This is a genomic window from Alteromonas australica (assembly GCF_000730385.1).
GTDB classification, from domain to species: Bacteria; Pseudomonadota; Gammaproteobacteria; order Enterobacterales; family Alteromonadaceae; genus Alteromonas; species Alteromonas australica.
This window is the reverse complement of the sequence record NZ_CP008849.1, coordinates 1,160,824-1,181,172: the sequence shown is the minus strand read 5'-3', so window position 1 is coordinate 1,181,172 and position 20,349 is coordinate 1,160,824. Positions and strand designations below refer to the sequence as shown.

General features: G+C 43.5%; 18 protein-coding genes. All 18 read right to left on the bottom strand.

Features of this window, described 5'->3' with window-relative positions:
* Positions 1 to 3: 3 nt before the first annotated feature.
* On the bottom strand, positions 4 to 450 hold the full coding sequence (gene fliJ / locus EP13_RS05110) for a flagellar export protein FliJ (protein WP_044056347.1): 447 nt from the start codon (positions 448 to 450) through the stop codon (positions 4 to 6).
* A gap of 7 nt (positions 451 to 457) precedes the next feature.
* Positions 458 to 1,792: a flagellar protein export ATPase FliI gene (gene fliI / locus EP13_RS05105; protein ID WP_044056346.1), complete on the bottom strand. Its 1,335-nt coding sequence runs from the start codon at positions 1,790 to 1,792 to the stop codon at positions 458 to 460.
* Positions 1,785 to 2,567, bottom strand: a complete 783-nt coding sequence (gene fliH / locus EP13_RS05100; protein ID WP_044056345.1) for a flagellar assembly protein FliH — start codon at positions 2,565 to 2,567, stop codon at positions 1,785 to 1,787. Before fliH ends, fliI begins: the two co-directional genes overlap by 8 nt.
* Before the next feature lie 45 nt (positions 2,568 to 2,612).
* On the bottom strand, positions 2,613 to 3,653 hold the full coding sequence (fliG, locus tag EP13_RS05095; protein ID WP_044056344.1) for a flagellar motor switch protein FliG: 1,041 nt from the start codon (positions 3,651 to 3,653) through the stop codon (positions 2,613 to 2,615).
* A gap of 13 nt (positions 3,654 to 3,666) precedes the next feature.
* The gene (gene fliF, locus EP13_RS05090) at positions 3,667 to 5,361 is read right to left on the bottom strand and encodes a flagellar basal-body MS-ring/collar protein FliF (RefSeq protein WP_044056343.1); all 1,695 of its coding nucleotides are present in this window, start codon (positions 5,359 to 5,361) and stop codon (positions 3,667 to 3,669) included.
* A 12-nt stretch (positions 5,362 to 5,373) separates the two neighbouring features.
* Positions 5,374 to 5,703, bottom strand: coding sequence for a flagellar hook-basal body complex protein FliE (gene fliE / locus EP13_RS05085; RefSeq protein WP_044056342.1), 330 nt, complete (start codon positions 5,701 to 5,703; stop codon positions 5,374 to 5,376).
* A gap of 319 nt (positions 5,704 to 6,022) precedes the next feature.
* Positions 6,023 to 7,360 (bottom strand): sigma-54-dependent transcriptional regulator, encoded by a 1,338-nt coding sequence (locus tag EP13_RS05080; RefSeq protein ID WP_044056341.1) that lies wholly within the window; start codon positions 7,358 to 7,360, stop codon positions 6,023 to 6,025.
* An 18-nt stretch (positions 7,361 to 7,378) separates the two neighbouring features.
* Complete coding sequence (locus tag EP13_RS05075) at positions 7,379 to 8,539, bottom strand: sensor histidine kinase (protein WP_044056340.1); 1,161 nt, start codon at positions 8,537 to 8,539, stop codon at positions 7,379 to 7,381.
* Between the two features lie 131 nt (positions 8,540 to 8,670).
* Positions 8,671 to 10,125, bottom strand: a complete 1,455-nt coding sequence (locus tag EP13_RS05070) for a sigma-54 dependent transcriptional regulator (RefSeq protein ID WP_044056339.1) — start codon at positions 10,123 to 10,125, stop codon at positions 8,671 to 8,673.
* 153 nt (positions 10,126 to 10,278) lie between these two features.
* Positions 10,279 to 11,073: a flagellin N-terminal helical domain-containing protein gene (locus tag EP13_RS05065; protein WP_081869441.1), complete on the bottom strand. Its 795-nt coding sequence runs from the start codon at positions 11,071 to 11,073 to the stop codon at positions 10,279 to 10,281.
* A 175-nt stretch (positions 11,074 to 11,248) separates the two neighbouring features.
* Positions 11,249 to 11,992, bottom strand: coding sequence for a WbqC family protein (locus tag EP13_RS05060; protein ID WP_231497924.1), 744 nt, complete (start codon positions 11,990 to 11,992; stop codon positions 11,249 to 11,251).
* Between the two features lie 2 nt (positions 11,993 to 11,994).
* Entirely contained in the window at positions 11,995 to 13,161 is a 1,167-nt protein-coding gene (locus EP13_RS05055; RefSeq protein ID WP_044056337.1) for a DegT/DnrJ/EryC1/StrS family aminotransferase, read from the bottom strand.
* A complete protein-coding gene (locus EP13_RS05050) occupies positions 13,154 to 14,365 on the bottom strand; it encodes an aminotransferase class I/II-fold pyridoxal phosphate-dependent enzyme (protein ID WP_044056336.1) in 1,212 nt (403 codons plus the stop codon). Before EP13_RS05050 ends, EP13_RS05055 begins: the two co-directional genes overlap by 8 nt.
* A gap of 9 nt (positions 14,366 to 14,374) precedes the next feature.
* Positions 14,375 to 15,190: a sulfotransferase family protein gene (locus tag EP13_RS05045; protein WP_044056335.1), complete on the bottom strand. Its 816-nt coding sequence runs from the start codon at positions 15,188 to 15,190 to the stop codon at positions 14,375 to 14,377.
* A 6-nt stretch (positions 15,191 to 15,196) separates the two neighbouring features.
* Positions 15,197 to 15,895, bottom strand: coding sequence for a methyltransferase domain-containing protein (locus EP13_RS05040; RefSeq protein WP_044056334.1), 699 nt, complete (start codon positions 15,893 to 15,895; stop codon positions 15,197 to 15,199).
* Between the two features lie 30 nt (positions 15,896 to 15,925).
* Positions 15,926 to 16,933, bottom strand: a complete 1,008-nt coding sequence (locus EP13_RS05035; protein ID WP_044056333.1) for an aspartate aminotransferase family protein — start codon at positions 16,931 to 16,933, stop codon at positions 15,926 to 15,928.
* Between the two features lie 75 nt (positions 16,934 to 17,008).
* Positions 17,009 to 19,111, bottom strand: coding sequence for a DegT/DnrJ/EryC1/StrS family aminotransferase (locus tag EP13_RS05030; protein ID WP_044056332.1), 2,103 nt, complete (start codon positions 19,109 to 19,111; stop codon positions 17,009 to 17,011).
* An 82-nt stretch (positions 19,112 to 19,193) separates the two neighbouring features.
* Positions 19,194 to 20,324 (bottom strand): sulfotransferase family protein, encoded by a 1,131-nt coding sequence (locus EP13_RS05025; protein WP_231497923.1) that lies wholly within the window; start codon positions 20,322 to 20,324, stop codon positions 19,194 to 19,196.
* Positions 20,325 to 20,349: the final 25 nt, after the last annotated feature.

Sequence of the window (20,349 nt, the reverse complement as noted above, 5' to 3'; positions counted from 1 at the left end):
GCGTTAGAAGCCTTGTTTTTTGGCGCGAAAAAATCGCTGAGTGGCAAACTCATCCATCATGGCTTGTTCGGCTTTGGCCTCTTTCTGTTGTTTAGCCCGTTGCTGCTTTTCAAGCAAAAGGGTTACCGCTTTTACTTTTTGTTGTTGTTTCAGCCACACTTGCTTGCGTTGATCTGCGGCTAAATTCGCCTGCGCAATCACGTTCATTTGCTGCTCACAGGCTTTGTCTAATTTTCCTACAAAAGAGAGGTGCTGCTGATAATGCTGAGCCGTCACGCCGCCTTGCCCTGTTTGCTGGATATTTCTAATATAGTCGAACCGGTATTGCTCTAAACTTGTGAGTTTTTGCTTTTGCTGATTAACATTCAATTGTGCCTGTTGAAACAATTGCGCGGCCTGCTGCTCTTTCTCTCGCTCAAATTCAGCCACTCGCTCTAACTGCTTAGACATGGATCACCTACCCCTTACCCAAACCTTTCGCTAGCGCACTCATGCCTTCTAAGCATTCGTCGTAGGGTAAAATATTTTTCATTCCTTGCTGCAAAAAGGCGTTGATGGCGGGTTCTGCACGAATGGCGAGGTCTATACGAGGGTCTGACCCCTTCGCATAAGCACCGATGGAGATCAAATCTTGGTTCTGCTTAAAATTAGAATATACCTGACGAATGCGGCGCGCCATCATTTGGTGTTCGTCACTGGTCACCATAGGCATTACGCGGCTAATAGACGCTTCAATATCGATAGCGGGGTAATGGCCGCTGTCAGCCAGGGTTCTGGATAGAACCACATGGCCATCTAAAATAGCCCGTGCAGCATCTGCGATAGGATCTTGTAGGTCATCCCCTTCAGTCAACACAGTATAAAATGCCGTAATAGAGCCTTGTTTCTCGCTACCATTGCCGGCACGTTCTACCAGTGCCGGCAAGCGTGCAAATACCGAAGGTGGGTAGCCTTTGGTCGCAGGAGGCTCACCTACTGCTAACGCAATTTCACGTTGTGCCATGGCGTAACGTGTGAGTGAATCGATAAGCAACAGTACCTTCATGCCTTTATCCCGAAAATATTCGGCAATAGTGACTGCAGTTTCACAACCTTTTAAGCGCATCAGCGGAGAAGTGTCCGCTGGAGCGGCGACAACCACAGCCCGAGCACGCTCTTCTTCTGTCAGAATGTCGTGAATAAACTCTTTAACTTCACGGCCCCGTTCCCCGACTAAACCCACCACAACCACATCGGCTTCACAACCACGGGTCATCATGCCAAGTAACACACTTTTTCCCACACCACTGCCTGCAAACAAGCCCATTCGCTGTCCAACACCCACCGTATTTAATGCATTGATGGCACGCACGCCCACATCCATGGGCTGGGTAATAGGCCGTCGAATCAACGGATTCATCGGCGCTCGAGTCGTAGGCGCCCGTGTTTCAGCCTGAATTTCTCCTAAGCCATCTAAAGGTTGCCCGTTTCCGTCTACCACTCTCCCCAGTAATTCCATTCCAACCGGCAATCCGCTTTGCCTGTTGAGCGGCATAACACGGCTACCTGGCACGATGCCACGCACGGCTTCTGTTGGCATCAGGTAAGTAATGTCATCCCCAAACCCAACAACTTCAGCTTCAATTTCACCTTCAACGGTTTGAACTAAACATTGGCTTCCAACGGGCAGTTGGCAACCAATGGCTTCCAGAGTTAAGCCTATGCCTCTTACGAGTTTACCTGCAGCCACAACGGGGGGAGAAGTCACTTGTTTTGCGAGTGACTCAAAGTGTGAATGCCAAGGGCTAGTCATCAGATAAACCTTGGTTAAGTAAGAATTTGTCGATGACATCACGACAGCGGCGTTCGATAGACACATCAACCGCATTATGTTCAGAGGTAATATCACAGCCTCCACGCTCCATTGCTGGCGCTTCAAAAAACTGCCACCCCTTATCCTCAATGGTTTCATCACCAAAATGGACTTTAACAAGCTCAATATCGTCAGGATGCATATGCAATTGATAGCGTGTTTGATTGATAGGTAAGGCCTTCATGCCTTCAGACAGCGCCTGAAGAATAACTTGCTCATTTGTACTCACCTCTACCTTCAACACAGCTCGGGCGAGCGAAACGGCAAGTTTAACCAATTGGTCGCGGGTTTCATCATTCGCTTGTGACAAAGGTTGATGTAACTTTTCAGCCAGCTGTTGCCATACCTCGGCTTGCGCTAGCGCTTGGCTACGCCCCTCATCTAAGCCTTGTTCAAGGCCTTCTGCGTGACCGGTTTCACGCCCTTCTGATAAGCCTTGTTCAAGGCCTTCTTGCTTTCCTTCTTCAAACCCTGTGGCTTTGCCTTCTGCATAACCTTCATCGTAAGCGGCTTGGCGAATAGCCTCAATCTCATCGGCGGTAGGAGGGAGAATCTCTTCTTCCTCTTCCGGGGGTTCGTACTTCCAATCGGAACGAAAGTTAAGGGCGTTGGTTTTTCCGTCGTCTTGCTGCTGTCGCGCATCCTCCACAAAAGGCAAATCCCATGCCTTTGCTTCGTGAAGTTCCTCGTCGCTAAAGCCTTTATTTGATGACATTTGACTACCTAAATTGTTTGCTTCATTGGCGTAAACTGGGGAGTATTACAAGAATTCTTCACCACCGCCGCCACCTAGCATAATTTCGCCAGAATCAGACAGTCTACGTGCCACCGATAGAATTTCTTTTTGTGCAGTTTCCACTTCAGAAATACGCACTGGCCCCAAGGCCTCAAGATCATCGTTAAGCATTTCTGCCGCGCGTTTAGACATATTTTTCATGATCTTATTCTTCAGCTCTTCATCAGCACCTTTTATCGATTTAAGTAGCGCATCTTGCTGAACTTCTCGAAGGATAGCTTGAATACCTTTGTCATCAACATCAATCAGGTTATCAAAGACAAACATGAGGTCTTGAATTTGCTGACTCATCTCTTCGTCTTGCTCTCTGATCGCATCCATTAACTGCCCCTCAATAGCCGTATCGAGGTAGTTCATGATATTGGCTGCAGACTTCAAGCCGCCCATTTTGGCCGCTTGCGTACCCGCTTGACCTGCAAACTGTTTCTCCATAATTTCGTTCAATTCTTGCAGTGCAGCTGGCTGAACTTCTTCAAGGTTGGCAATACGCATTAATAAATCAAGACGCACTTTCTCTGGGAACTGTGCCAAAATTTCGGCGCTTTGTTCAGGTTCAAGATAAGACAACACAATGGTTTGAATTTGCGGGTGCTCATTACGAATAATGCTAGCCACTTGCTTAGAATCCATCCATTTAAGTGAATCCAAGCCTTTAGCCCCACTGCCCATTAGAATTTGGTCAATAAGATTAGCCGCTTTGTCCTCACCTAATGCCGCTGTAAGGGCACGTTTCACAAAGTCTTGGCTTTGAAAGCCTATGGTGCTGTAGTTTTGAATTTCTTCAATAAAGTGTTTATGCACAGCCGTAATTTTGGTCTGTGTCATATCATCGACCTTGGCCATCTCTGAGCCCAGCTTCTGGACCTGTTTGGGTTCAAGGTGCTTTAATATTTGAGCGGCGTCTTCTTCTGAAAGACTCAGTAGCAATATGGCAGCCTTCTCGACGCCCTCTAACTTACTTACATCGTAAGACTGTTCTTCAACATTGGCGAGTTCTTCAGCCATAATACGCTCTCACTTACTCATCTTGCATCAGCCAGCCTTTAACGACTTGGGCTGACAATTCTGGTTCATTGGCCACGAGTGCACGCACCGCTTTTAATACGTCTTCATCTTTATGTAAATCTGGCAGCATCAAAGACCCGTCGGCAGCGAAGCCCACTTGACCTTCGTCGAAATCGGAAGACAGCATGCTGATGGTTTCATCACCAAGGTCTAGACCTTCATCTGCATCAAAATCTTCTGCCTCTTTGGTGTCATCAGGGTTAATCAAACGACGCAGCATGGGTCGAATAACAAAGATGATGAGCACGATAATGACGAGGCCACCCACCACCAGCTTAAGTATAGGCAAAAATCCGGGCTGTTCCCATAGTGGAACCTCTTCCATAACGCCGCTGTCCATTCGTGTGAACGGGACACTGACTACTTCAAGAGAGTCGCCTCGGGTAACGTCAAAGCCAATACCACCTTGCAACAAACGGCGAATATTGAGTAGCTCTTCTTGTTTTCTGGGCTCACTGGTTGTACTGCCGTCTTCGCCAGTCAGCTGTGTATAATCTACAGCCACCGACACACTTAAACGTCGAATAACGCCACTTTGCTTTTTCGTGTGGCTAATGGTGGTATCTAATTCATAGTTGCGGGTAGACTCTTTCGCCGTTCTGCCTGGCAAGGTTGGTTGGTTGCCAGCTCCGGCTTGCTCTGGAATATTAGAATCAAGAGGAGGTTGATTGGAAAGCGCGCCAGGAATGCCGCCAACGCCGCCGCCCACACTGTTTTCCTCAACAATCATTTCACTACGCACGGCGGGTAAGTCAGGGTTATAACTGCGCTGGGTTTGCTCCATGGCAGTAAAGTCCATGCTCACGTCTGCCTGAGCCGTATAGTTACCAATGCCAAGTACGGGGATCAAAATAGCATCTATTTTTTCCAGGTATTCTTGTTCCCGTTGACGCTCTATTTCGTATTCTTTACGGGCTCTAGCACTTAATGAATCTTGCGAGCCTGAGTTGAGTAAGCGGCCGTTGCTGTCGGTGACCGTTACTTTTGATGGTTCCATATTCTGCACAGCAGATGCCACGATATCAATCACAGCATCAACTTCTTCACCTGCTATAACCGACCCGCGTTTTGCGGTTAATACTACCGTAGCTGAGGCCTTTTTTTCACGTCTCGCAAAAACGTTTTCTTTCGGCATAGCCAGAAGTACCCGGGCTTTTTGAATACTTGTCATATCTTCAATAGTGGATGCAATTTGCTGTTCACGGGCGTGTTTTAATCTTTCCATTTCCACCCGCTGACTGACACCGAACCCCATGTCTTGCATGATAATGTCGGTTCCGCTATCGCTGCTATTGGTTAAGCCTTGGCGCGTCATACCTAAACGGATATTTTGAAACTCATCGCTTCTTACATAAACCGTGTTTCCTTCTAAGCGGTACTCTATTTGGTTGGCATCCATGTAATCTAGCGTTTCGATGAGCTCTTGGGTCTCCATTTTGGCTAGAGGACGAAAATCAGGTTCTTGTGCCCAAATTAAAATAAACACCGCAATGGCCACACAGATAACAAGCACTACCACAAGTGCCATTTGTCGCATCATGTCTGTGTTGCCTAAGGTATCCATGAATCCAGATTTATTTTCTGGTTCCACATCGCCTGCCGTGCTTTGATCGGGTACGGTTAAATTTGTGCCTGTTGCCTCAGCCATGATCTACTCCAACTACACTGGCATGTTCATGATTTGCTTGTACGCTTCAAGCACTTTATTTCTCACTTGCACGGTTGCCTCAAACGCAATACCCGCTTTCTCTTTGGTGAGCATAACTTCAGCTAAACTTAATGAGTTGTCGCCCATTTCGAACCGTTGTTGCGCATTTTTCGATTCTAACTGCATACCATTTACACCATCTACCGCTTGCTTAAGCATGTTAGAAAAATCATCTTTTGTGGGATTAATGTCTGGTAATGTTTGGGGCTCATTAACCTGAAGACGAGACTGCCCAATCATATTTTGCATTTCTTGATACAAACTGTTGGCTTTGACGTCCATAACCACTCCTACACGATTTCGTCGAAAAATTGCCGCTATGCGGCGAAATGTTGCTGTTGCCCAGTACAAATGCAATCAACAAGCCAACTTTAAAAATCATTTAAAATCAGATAATTGAATATAAAATTTAGAGGAAAGCCAATTTTATGACAGGGTGAAGCCAATTTCACAACAGCGCGCATTCATGGTGGCGCTTGTCGTGCTCAGCCAGATTGGAAATGAATAAGTCTCGCTAGGCGGCTAATACCTAACGAGACCTCAGTCGTCGTACATTTAAGCAGTTGCTTGTTGACAAACAACTTTTTATATCTGAAGTTAACTATGCAGGCACTTCAATACCATCTTCGCGCATTCTAGCGAGCTTGTAACGCAAGGTTCTAGGGCTAATCCCCAACTTCTCGGCCACATCTTTACGCTTGCCATTGCACAGCGCTAACGTATCTAAAATAATTTGATGTTCTTGCTGGCGAAGTTCAGAACCCAGTTTGCTATTGTCATCAGGTTCAACCTGCATTTCCATTTCGCTGTGCACCGCCATATCTATCATCAAGTCGCCTGAATCAACAAGGCCCCCTTCACAAAGAATTAGCGCCCTTTGCACTACGTTTTCTAATTCGCGAACGTTGCCCGGCCACGTATATTGAGACAGTTTGTTTCTCGCCGCGGCACTTAATTTTACTGTACCCAAATTCTGATTTGCCGCATGTCGCGAAATAAGATGTTCGGCTAAGGGGACAATATCACCGGGACGCTCAGACAAGGGACGCCATGTAATAGGAAATACATTAAGACGATAATATAAATCTTCTCTAAACTCCCCTCGTTCAACGGCTTTGCGTAAGTCTCGGTTGCTAGTAGCAATAACCCGTACATCGAGCTTGATGTTTTTTCTGCCGCCCAAGCGTTCCACTTCCCTTTCTTGCAACACACGAAGCAACTTTGCCTGCAACGCCAAATCCATTTCTGTAATCTCGTCTAACAATAAAGTCCCGCTTTGCGCTTGTTCGAATTTACCAGGACAGGCTTGAACCGCGCCGGTAAACGCGCCTTTCTCATAGCCAAACAAAGTGGCTTCCAACATATTTTCAGGAATAGCGGCGCAATTAATGGCCACAAAAGGCGCATCAGCACGCTGTGACTGGTCATGAATATAGCGTGAGAGCACCTCTTTACCCGAACCACTCGGCCCCATGACCATCACAGTAGCGTCAGACTTCGCGACTTTTCGCGATAAGGCGAGTAGTTGCAAACTGGAAGGGTCTGCCACGATGGGCGTGCGTGACTCAATTTTTTGTGCTGGCGCATATCGCCCAACTAAATTGAGTAACACTTCCGGCGCGAACGGCTTAGATAAGTAATCTGTCGCGCCATCTCGCATGGCTTGAACCGCATCATTGATTGTGGCAAACGCTGTCATGAGTAACACTGGCATTTGCGGGTATTTCGCTTTAATGCTTTTAAGCAAAGCGAGGCCGCTCATTTCGCCCATTTGAATATCGCTCACCACTAAGTCTATTTTTCTCCCAGAGAGCACCATCAACGCCGATTCTGCGCAGTCGGCATCAACGACATCATAATCGCCGAGTAACAAGGTATCGTATAAGGCTTCACGTAAGCCTGCATCGTCTTCCACGATAAGAATGGTTGTTTTAGCCATAAGAAAGTACTCCTGCCTTTATGCGACCTTAGTTTTGTGCTCAGAAGAATGAACCGCCTGTGAGGCTGAACAAGGGATTGCTATGGTGAAACACGCGCCACCATGGGCAAGATTTGACACCGTGAGTTGACCGTTATGCGCATTCACTACTGATTTCACAACGGCAAGCCCTAAACCTGTACCATGGGTTTTCGTGGTATAGAAGGGTTCAAAAATTTTGTTTTGCAAGTGTGCTGGAACGCCAGGGCCCTGGTCACAAACGGAAATAGCAAGTTTGTTGCTGACAACGTGCGCTTTAACACAGATAGCTTGGCCTTTAGGCGTCACCTGACTTGCATTATGTACCAGGTTCAATATGGCGCCCTGCAAGGCCGTAAGGTTTCCGGTAACCGATACGTTAGCGTTAAACCCCTCTACCGATATTGATTGAGCCGCCTGACTGGCCATGGTTTGCGACGTAGGCAAAATAGCCTCTTCAAGTTCTTGTGATGAAATAGACGCAACCACTTGCTCTTCACCCGACTTCGCGAATAGCAACATATCGTTGACCTGACTTTCTAGCTCTTTTAAACGGTCTGTCAGTTTATGAGCAAATTGTTCGCCGGCATTTTCTGGTAAATTTTTACGCGTTAAGTTAGAGGCATAAAGCATAGCTGCAGATAGCGGCGTTCTTATCTGATGTGCGAGTGAGGCCACCATTTTGCCAAGTGAAGACAAACGCTGCATATGACTCACTCGTGCTTGGAGCTCACGGGTTTCCGTTAAGTCCGTTATCACAATAAGCTGGCCCGGCTCTTTCTCCAATGGCGTAATAGACAGCTTCACACGACGCCCATCCACCAAGGATACCTCGTGGCCATCGTCCGCTCTCGGTTTAAATGAACGTGCGATAATATTTCGCCAAACCTGCTCTTCGAGAGGCTCGCCCAGTAATGCCTTTGCTTGATCATTGGCTTGCTTCACTACGCCTTTACCATCAAGCACAATAACACCAGCAGGCATAACCTTTAGTAAATGTTCTAGTTGACTTGCTTGGCGACGAAGCGATGCCACCTCATCAGCGCTTACCACAGAAACAGGGGCGGAATTAAAACTTTCTTCAAGAGTACCGCCCACGGGGGCTAGATCATATGAAGATAAAAATGAGTCTGTTGTAGATATATTGCTGTCGTAAGTCATATCGCCCTCGTCAAATAGCAGACGTTTTACTCTATGACTTTACTTAGCAGGACACGTGCCAATATTTATAACCTTAAATATCAACACGTTAGCTTGATTTATTCTGATTTTATCACGTCAATTCCCTGACGTTAGACTTCCTCCACACGTTGAATATCGTACTTTCGCATCTTTTCAACCAAGGTGGTTCTTCGCATACCCAACTTGTCAGCCGCCCTGGCAACAACCCAATCTTGTTGCTCCAATGCTTGTCGAATTAAGTTAATTTCTAACTCAGATAAATACTCTTTCAAATTCACCCCCTCTTCGGGCAGTGAAGAGCGCATCAATAAGCCACTGTCATCTTCATCAAGGTCTTCTTCTACTTCCTGTGCGGCCGCCTCGGCAAATAATGCATTGAATGCGTCTCTTTCAAGCAATTCTTCTGGGTAATCAGGTTCGTAAGCTTGAACATCGCCGTATTGATATTTATCGGGTAAATCTGCCACATCAACCACTTGAGAGGGATAAAGAATACTGAGGCGCTCCACCAGGTTTGAAAGCTCTCTAACGTTCCCGGCCCAATCGTGTTCCATCAGGGATGCAATCGCTCGTTCTGTAAAGTGTACGCCTTCGACACCGTCGCCTTGAATGCGACTATTAAGTTCTTGCAGGAGTAGCGGGATATCGTCTTTTCGTTGACGCAGTGCAGGACTGTCTATGGGAAAGACGTTCAGCCTGTAATACAAGTCTTCTCGAAACTTATCTTCCTTTATCATGGTTTCTAAGTTTCGGTGGGTGGCGGCGATAATACGAACATTACACTTTAAGGGTTTGCTGCCACCCACTCGCTCGAACATTCTTTCTTGAAGCACCCGAAGTAACTTTACCTGCATTTGCAGCGGCATATCGCCAATCTCATCAAGAAACAGCGTGCCATTTTCCGCAAGCTCAAAGCGGCCCTTTCGAGCACTGATGGCGCCAGTAAACGCGCCTTTTTCATGACCGAAAAGTTCGCTTTCCAGCAATTCGCCTGGAATTGCGCCACAATTTACAGGAATGAATGGCCCATCTTTTCGTTCAGACAAAAAGTGAACGTTACGCGCCACGACCTCTTTACCGGTCCCCGATTCCCCGAGGATCAAAACAGTGGCTTCAGTGGGCGCTACTTGCTCGACTAACCGTCGAACAATTTGTATCTGATCGCTTTGACCCACGAGGCTTCGAAATAAGCGAGTTTTTGCTCCACCCGACCGTGTATTCCCCGGCTTTCGGCGTGAATATTCTTGGCAACGATGAATGGCTTGCGTCAAGACAGGATAGGTAAGCGGAAGCGTCACTACACTTACCAAATTACACTCAGCAGTTGTCTCGCCATTTTGTTTTTGAAGCACAACAAAAGGAATATGTGGGAAGCGCGCAATAAGCGCTTTTACCGCAGATGGCAATGTGTAATCAATCAAGACAGCATCTGCGCCACTGTCTTGCAAATAATCTTCGCATTCATGAAAGCCTCGCGACTGACACGACTCACCTAGAAACGTCACTATGGTTTCTAAACTATGAATTAGTTCCTGGTTATCGCTAACCAGCAGAATATCCTTCATTAATTCCCCGAGAACGCTTTGTTATTATTTACAGTTTAGCGCATTTGCAAATTGTAACGACAAAAGATCACAGCGCAACTGGTGTTTTCGGAAATATAGCAATAAAAAAAGCAGGTTACCCTGCTTCTTTCGATTAAAATCATTAACTCGCGCTTAGCTAAGCAAAGCTAAAACCTGCCCTTCCTGCTGATTAGCTTGGGCTTGAATGGTAAGTGCTGACTGACTTAATACATCATTAGCAGCTTGTTGCGATGTTGCTTGTGCAAAATCTAAATCTTGAATTCGACTTCTCGATTCCGCCGCATTAACATTGGCTTGGGTTAAATTTCGAGCAGTGCTTTGTAATGCGTTTTGTGTTGCACCTAGTTCACCTTGTGCACCACCGACTAACTCAATAGCGTCATCCGCCGCGCTTAACGCGTCGTTAATACTGGTTCCAGAGGTTAAATCGATTGAAAGTACACTGGATAGCTGGCTCGCAAAATCCTGAGTTTCGATATCAACACTGTTGCCAGCATTTGCCCCTACTTGAAAGCTTAGTGCGCCGTCTTCAGACAATAATGGCTTACCTGCAAAGTTAGTTTGCTCTATGGTTTGACTGATATTATCTTGAAGTTGCGATATTTCAGATTGAAGCGCTTGACGATCGCCATCGCTTAATATGCCACTACCCGACTGCAACGTTAGCTCTCTAATACGGTTTACATCGTCGTTTATGATGCTCAAGCCGCCTTCCGCTACTTGCGCCAATGAAATACCATCATATACGTTGCTTACGGCTTGTCGGCTGCCTTCTACTTCCGATGTTAAACGGTCGATTATCTGCTGCGCTGCCGCGCCGTCAGTCGCGTCATTAACTTGTTTTCCAGAGGCAAGTTTTTCAAAAAGACTGTTTTGCCTTTCTTGAATTTGCCCAATAAGCGACGTTGATTCGTTGTTGACTTGCATAATAGCAACCCTCTTATAACTCTATGAGTAAATATAGCACATCGCTGTACAACATCTAATCAATATTAAGTATGAGAAGTGATACTCACAACGAAAATTGAATTTCTGTGGTTATAGTAACCCTAATATAAACCAATTAAGTTTTTCTCTAGTCTACCCAAATGTCCTTTCGCCTTTACACAGATGATGAAGACGAGCAAGGAATACGCGTTATTAAAGAAAGTTCTTTCATCTTTTGCCTTATTGTTGATGGCGAGTTCCACATCATGACATCTAATATCGATAAGTTTTTCTCAAAGTCCATTGAGCCAGTTTCATATTCAAAGGATGAAAAAGACATTGCGTGTAGCTCAATATGCTTCTGTGTGAAATCATGTGTATCAAACAAGGGGATCCCATTACTTGGATTAATATAGACTGTTGCTTTTAACTGCTCAGAGATATACGGCGCCCAATCACCAGGCCCCATATTTTGCGGAAAGGATAATCCGAGCTCGGAACAAATATCCCAATCAAACGTTACCCCTAAATAGTCGCAAGTCTCCTTCAATGACGACACATTAATGTCGACCAGCTTACTGGAAGTAGCGTTTTCAAAAGTTCGCGTGATGATATCAACCACTTGCCAATAAAATGGTGCTTGTTTCTTGTAGTGAGAAATTTTTCCCAAAATAGTTGCTTTAACCTTGTCAATATCTCTCACGTACACGTCACAGCTACTAAGACTGATAGACGACTTTTCTAGCGGCAAGGTGACATAATTCCATCCAGATTTCGGATGTAAAATCCGATTTCTATTCATCCAACTTTTCGGAGTATATTGAGTAACATCAAAAACAACCCACTTGTCAACCGCATCAATTAATGCGAAATGCCCCAAGTAAGGAAAAAAATAAGGCTGCATTATTCCAATTTTCATAACTACCCGTGACAAAGAGACTTCTCATGTGTTTGTGCTATGACATCGCAAATAAAATTCACCACATCTTTCTCTACTTGGGCACCAATTGGTAATTGTATTGCAACATTGCTTAAACGATCAGTATTAGGGAGTTTATAACCGTAATGCTCGAAATCTACCGTTTTATGCACCCCAGGGTAAAAGTAACGTCGAGCCAACACACTGAAATGTTTTAAAATGTTCAATAAATCATCTCGTGAACATCCAAATTTTTCTTCATCCACACTGCAGACTAAACTTTGAAAATTTGAGAGGGTCACGCCTTCAGGGTTAACAATGGATATACCAGGAATGCTAGACAACCGTTTGGAATAGAGGTTGTATATGTTTTCATTATTACGTTGATAATCTTTATAGCTTTTAAGATTCAACAATGCCACAGCAGCTTGGGCTTCAGACATTCTTGAGTTCGCCACCTTTTCTATTGCTACTTTCTCAAAATTGCCATAACTAGGGCGTATTGAACGGATCTTGTTTGCGAGTTCATCATTATTGGTGCAAATTAACCCACCTTCACCGGCACTCAAAACTTTCGTTGCGTGCAGTGAAAATACTTCTAGGTCTCCAAATCCACCCACTTTCTTGCCTTGGTACTCGCAACCAAATGCCTGTGCAGAATCGAAATAAAGCTTTATATCATGCTTGGACGCAATTTTTTCTAATGCATCAATATCAGCGGCTCCACCCCATAAGTTCACAGCCATAATCGCAGAAACGTCATCAGTAATGAGAGCTTCTAACTTAGTAGAATCTATATGATGACCATCTTTTTGCACATCGCAAAAAACGGGCGTTAGGCCACACCACAACAGAGACTGTGCACTGGCAATAAAAGTATGGGCAGGTAAAATCACTTTCCCTGTAAGCTCCATTGCTTGAGCCGCAATCATCAAGCCATGTGTTGCATTGCTAACGCAGATAGCGTGTTTTACATTGAGGAAATTTTCAAGCTGGCTTTCTAATGCCGTAACGAGCGGGCCATTATTATTATAATACTCACGCTCAAAGATTCCTCTCATCGCCTGTTCATAATCACACCAGTCTGGGAAGTACAATTGCCCTACAGGGATAGGTTCGTCTAATGGTTGTATGGGTAAATGGCTTACGATCTCCTCAACTTTAGTCATGTTCGGTCATCCTAGGCATTAATTGTTTAATCTGATCGGCATGTTTTTCAATAAAACTAAGTAAATCGACGATTTGGTCAATGTCATCACAACTTACTTTCTGGCCACAGGGTAAATTTATAAATTGTGTTGCAAGAGATTCTGTTAGCGAAAGGTCACAAGCAATATATTCATTGTCGTTGAGTTTAGTGTGTAGTGGAGGGTCGTAATGTGCTCTGGCCAACACGCCTTCTGCATTTAATATACGTACAGTTTCATCCCGTGTGAAAGGCCAAGCATCATTGATTCGTGCAACGATATTTTTAAAGCCTGAATCGAATACCTCGTCAAATTCTAGCAGCGAAAAGCCTTTAAGCGACGCCAAGCCCTTACGATATTGATAGTACCTTGCCTTGTTATCTGCTACTTGCGCGTCTATATCATCTAAGCTTGCTAGCGCCATACAAGCGTGCATCTCATTGAGCTTTGCATTAACACCGTGGCTATATTCAATATTATCTGGGCCCACAAAACCAAACGTTCTCATTGAACTTAATTGCTTGGCTAGCTCGCTATTATTTGTTGTTAAATAGCCTCCGCCAAATCCGTTAAATAGTTTGCATGCATGCAGTGAAAAGCACTCTGCCTCCCCAAAGGCGCCTATTTTCCCAGCATCGATACTCTCATATACCGATTCTACAGAATCAAAAACCAAGGGTAGCTCACATTCATTCGCGATTAATTCTAATGATTCGACGTCACTGCAATTAACAATGGGATGTACTCCCAAAATAACCGCAGTATTTTCGTTCACACAGGATTTTACCGAGGAAGGACACATAGCGAGCGTCTCTTCATTAACCTCACAAAAGTGTGGCGTTAAGCCTAGCCAAGCAATCATATCAGTCATTCGTCTGTACGTGAGCGATGGCAAAATAACTTCAGTTTTACCCCGTTTAGCAAGTACCTTTATCGCGAGTGCTAACGCCCAAAAACCACTTGAAAATGAAACACAATGCTTTGTATTGTGAAAACTTGCCAAACGCGACTCTAGTAAACGTACATTAGGCCCATTATTTGTGTAATGCTTCTTTGCATAGAAGGTTTTCGAGTAGTTCAAAAACTTCTCAACATCAGGTTTGAGTAAGTTTGATGTAGATTTAAATTCTTCAAAAATCGGTCTACCACCAAATACTGCTAATTCTTCGCTAGTTTTTTTATTCATGCGCCACCTTTAACCATCAAGAAATTGTGAAAGTTCACTTTTCTTAACTTGCGCTGCAATCGTATTGGCTATGTTCCTATCTAATGCAGATCGCCAACTTTCAACTTTTTGTGGATCTTTGTACACAGACCTTTTATTACTATTATGTGCTGTTCGGGACTGTGACAGTCGGATAAAATCTCTGGTTTGCTCTGTTACTTCAAGCCCACTAAAGCTGAAAAGCTGTTCGATAGTCTTTAATGGTGAGCTTTTTAATTCTTCATATTTGACGACAACAAATCGCTCTTTGAATTTAATTTGCATTTCCAATGCCTGTTTTGTTGTATCGTACCAATCTTCGAAGCCCCAAAACTCACCGACCCCTTGCTTTCTGCATCGCCCTGTTTTCCATTCAACACTGACATCTGCATCAGATGGAAACTCATACGGGTTACTTATCCAAGAATAGATACTGGCTCTCGGGTCTCTGACAATATGGATAAACCGTAAATCCGGATTGAGCGTTAATATTTTTTCGGTTAAATGATGAAACCTCGTCGACTTGATGACTAAGTGAGAAGGAAATTGGTTCTTGTCTTTAAATTCAGGTACGAGGCCGTCTCGCCGGAGGTAATGTTGATCAAGATATTCGGATTTTTTCGTATACACAGCAGCGAAAAGTTCACGCCACTCCTCTGCAGTGCTCTGCTCTGTAAGCGCATTTTTAAATTCGTAAGAAAACAAAGGGCAAAATTTGAGTCTAACGTCAGGTGACGATGCAAAAATTTGCGATAACCAAGTGGTTCCTGACCGTGGCATGCCAGAAATCCAAATAACATGTTCCATTCTCGACTACCTAGTTAAAACTGCGTTAAAACGGTAATGTTTAGCATAGAAATCCGCCGGCATGGCGGTAAATTCTACCTGCCAACCTGCTTCATTTGCCAAACGACCTAGTTCTGATTTCGTCCGCCACTTACCGATGGCTGTGTTATTGTCATTCAGCTCTGTTTCAGTTGGCTCTCTGTCTTTGTAAAACGAAAGGTAGCTGTTTTTATCTGGCATATTACCTAGAAAGACCTTTTCAACGTTGCTAAAACGCGTAAATAGGTTACATAAGACTATCGATACCTCTTCGTTTGTAAGATATTGGAGGGAACCAAAGCAGTTAACTTTAGTAAAGCGTTCTGGTTGAGATTCATTTTTCACATAAACGTCTGCAGGACTCGCCTCAAAAGCTATCGAATCGCTAATTTGAAAATTGCTGCGTGCTATCTCTATTAAGTATGCTGAAATATCGATACCTTTATATGAAGAACATTCATTGAAAAGAAGGGAAGCTAAGGAACCATTACCACAGGCTAAATCGAGCAGTGCATCAGACTGATCAATAGATAATGATCCTGAGATAACTTCGATGATAAGGGAAATTTGCTCTTGCTCAATAGGCTCACCTTTCACGGTTCTGAGCATTTGCTTCAAAAAATCATCGACATCGCATTTCTTTGCGTGCTCGTCAAAACTAAACGTGGTGTATTCTGTTTTCTTCATTGGAACCCAACTTCATGCATGCACATAGAACTAATCAAATTTGTGGTTATCTATTAATAAGCTAACAAGGTTGCAAACATAGTTAACTTGAGCTTCGTCCATTCTTTGATCTATCGGTAAAAAGAGAGTTTGCGCCATAAACTGAAATTCGAAATCACCATCATTGAGCAGAGGCTTAGCATCCAGCCAATATATCGGATTGAATACGTTTAAACGGTTCAATTCATTCCTAACTTCATTGACGTTAACGCCCGAAATGTGTAGTGGATAACACAGCGCTGACTCCCCATTCAAATCTAGTTCAATTTCATTACAAGAAGAGAAGTAATCGTCCATTATTTTGAAGTTACGCTTACGGGTTTTCTTAATTTCGCACCAATTTAATGTGCTCATTAACGCTTTCGTTAGATCAGACATTAACAAAGGTGAACTATCACTTAACGACAGTCTTGCTGAATTAAAATACTCATATCCAGATTTCGCAGATTCACTAAAACGTTTTAAAAGATAAGGCATCCTATTCATAGAACCCTTATCTTTCGCTAACTCACCAAACCGTGGCTTAGTTGAACTTTTAATGACACCACCATCCGGCAATCCTACAAACTTCCGTGGCGAATAAACAGATGCTTTAGCCATATTTTCGGCGAACAAAGCTTGACTGTTATCTATTAATAAATTTTCTTTACCTACACTTTCGCACAACCGAAGAATGTTACGTTGACATAACCCAAAGTAATTAACATATAGAAATACACTATTGCTAAAAGACTGGGAATAATCTACCAACGGATAAAATTCTGAATTCAACTTATAAATATTGACGTTACATCCTGTGGAGTTAAGTGCATCAATAACTGACTTACATACATAGGCGGGAGCATAAACCTCGTTTTTATTAGAATTTTGGACAATTAGTCTAATTGCTGCTCTTGCAGATTGAACTAAAAAATCATCTTCAAAAAAATTGAGGTAATTCGGCATATCCAAGCCAAAATAACCTCCAATTTCTTGCAATTCAGCGTGTGATTTTTCCACTATTAAATAGCCTTAAAGATAATTAAAAAAAGTAAAATCATTAAATATGTCAACCTCAGAAAAACACCACCCTCATCAACGTGAAAATACTAGAGACGACCTTAACAATTCCACGTATTCCTCATTGCTAATGTGACGGTTAAATGGATTGTTAGAAATACAGATTAAATTATCATATAATTTCTGCGCTCTATTATTTCCAAAATAATGCGATTGCTGAGCCTTGAACGGCTTGTAACTCTTACGACAAAGCGCATTCATATCGCTATCAATTATCGATACCGGCGCTGGACTAATAAATGGCGTAAAAGCGCGACTTGAACGAGGCTGTGTTTGCCCTGTCAATGGCGCAAGGGAAAGCCCTGAATCAATGATTAAAGACTTCACCCTGCGTTCTTGTGACTGATAAAAGAAAGTCCAGTTCTCCAGTGTCTCTAACCGACATAGAATTGAACTGGCCGCCAGATCACTTAACTGATAATTTGCGCCTACATGAGCCATCGTAAAGTTATTTTCACCAACACCCACGCCATCGTTAATAAGAGTTCGGGCGATGTATGCTTCTTCTTCGTTGCAAATTAAAAAACCACCCTCACTCCCCCCCCATGGTTGGGTGTGATCACATGATATCACCTCAATGGGAGCATCTTCTTGCAGATTAACGGCAGGTCGGTCAAACAGACCTGTAGAATTGTCCACAAACATGGCTTTTCCATTCGCTTTGCACCAAGAAAATACATCAGTCCAGTTTGAATGCTGAGCAAAGACATTTGTATAGATAACACCATCGAATGTGTCAGTAGGTATATTCCCTAACGCCTGCAAGTCTAACCGCCCTTCGCTATCACAGGGCGCGATGACTGGGTACCCCGGTATACCGCAACCCATTGAGAGATTGCTAAATTCAGACGATAACCATTTAATGTGTGGCTTACCTGCAACGACCTGATTAACCGCTGCTGCAATATAGCGTGCTGAGATTTCGCTATTCAGCGCGATAACACATCTGCTAGGCGATAGACTCAACATTAAATGAACTGCTTTTTCCAGCAAACGTACTACTGGCCTACACTTTGCTCGATAATTGGCCTTTCCCGAAAAATCGATATAGTCTTTAAGTCTATTAAAATCGTAGGCTTTATTTTCCGTGAAACCGACTTGCTCCCCATTAAATTTAGCGTCTTCGCTGTTAAGGGAGAGGTTACGTGGTTCGTTAACCCCAGTTGAATTGGCAAGTTCTATAAGTTGCGTAGTTAACGAGCCTCCATCTGGTGCGTATAGACGCGTAATCTCATGTGGTAGGTTCATGCTACTTATTGCACTAGACAGCTGCGCCGCATAGGCCTTCATCCAACCCCGCTTACCCGCATCACCTTCCACAAACGCATAAAAAGCAGCACCTACGTCTATATATTGGCAGTTGGCTTGGTGCTCATTTAACTTAAAACCTAGCCAGGTTGCGAGTGCTCCTCCCACCATTGAAATAACAATTGGGAGATTACCCTCACTATTCGCTATTTCTTCAATAAGATCGTCAAATATCTCTAATCTCTTTAATCTTGCTTGTCGTTCATGAGCAATGATAAACGTTAAATTTTGTATTGATAAATGGTCAAATATTTTTCGATTGCGTTGATTACATAACACAATCACTTTTCGGTCATTTATTCCTTGAAAAAATCGTGACAAATCATTGTCTATAAGGGCTTTTTTAAATTCATATCCCGTAAAACCATTGCTATGTGAGAATCTAATTAGGTCAGGAAATACATAATCGGAAATGAGCTTGAGACATTGAGATGAAGATTGCATTGGTGTCCCTTCCACTCGGTCAGAGAGAGGCCAAGGCTGTAATGAGCTAACGAAAACAAACGAATTTTCTTGGGGTCTGTATGCTTTGAAAAGGTACAACAATTCGTTAAGAAAACCATCTTCAACAAAATATGAGCCGGAAACACCAGTAACTTTCTCTATCTCAGCGATTTGTTCAGAATTCAATGCGTCAATATCCGCCAACTCATAACCTAACTTTTGAATTTGTACGAGTCTCTCCCAAAAGCCATGATTCAGCTTTAGAAAGTAAAAGGGTTTTAATGTGGCGATTTCTTTGAGGATCCAGTCATACCCAGGATTGGAACGTTCTAACTTAGGCTCAAAATTCATTAGTGGATTCACCATATTATATTAATGCCTTGACGACTGCGTTGAACACATGACGTTTTACAACCTAGCTCCAACCAACTCAGTCTTAAACCGTAACTTAAAACAAACACTCTTCTGCAAAAGTAATCGGTTGACTGGTGTAGCCAGACAAAAAATGAATAAGCTCGTCTTTTCGCCCCGTCACTGCGACAACAATCACATCATGTTCTGTTTCTTTAATTAAGTGAGGAGCATAAAAGTGCTTACCAAAGCGCGCTATTCGATGGTCTTCAGACGCAGCATGGTCCACAGCTAACACAATGGCATCCGATAGCTGCCCTATCAAAATAGAGGCAAGCTCACTCGCACCGTACAAGATAACTTTTTTCGTTTTATAGTTATCGGCAAAGTTTTTAATTTCATTAATCACGTGCTGACGATGATTGCGTCTACCATAGGCGGCATTTAACGCGTAATAAAAAGTAGCCAGTGACTTGATTCTATATTCATCAACGTTGGCGTTAGGAAAATCCATCAGCATATCTTGTTGCCATGTAAAACCGGAGGCGCTAGCTTCATTAAACGAAGTTGCATGGTGCTCCAATTTTTCTTCAAATAAATTTGAAGGCACACTAGATTCAACATCAAGAAACGACATTAAGGACTTTCGAATGCCATTTTCATCCCGTCGAACCTCTTCATAATTAATTAAAATACGTGGGTAAGTTTTAGGTAAAAAGCGGGCTACGGCCGCCCAGTGCAAATAGATGAGTTGTGATGCATATTCGTTATCAAATTGATCTCTTGTCAGTAGGGACTTAGCGATGGAGTGTGCGTGACGTTTTACCAGCACCACTTTTATATCAGCATCAAGCTCTTTGAAAACTTCCAGCCAGAAAGGCAGCAAAATACACATTCTGGGATCTTTAAGAGAAACCTTTTTATTTTTAGCGAGCAACTGTTGAAGATAACTCACTGCTTTTCGTCTCAAAACCTCATACAGTTTGCTTTGCCTAAGGTCAGCTAAATTCAGCCAAGTTAGAGAACACCATTGATAACCTAAAGAATGAAGTAGTTTTTCATTAATATCGACGATTAACTCATCTTCCCAATACCCGTTAGGATTGTCCTTACTCGGCTGCATGGGATGTTCTCCACAGGAAAAGCCCATGGTCTCAACGAGGCTGGCCACTAAGCTTGTCCCTGACCTATGCATTCCTAACACCACAACTAATTGATTTTCAGACATACAGGACCTTTGAAAATGTGGACAT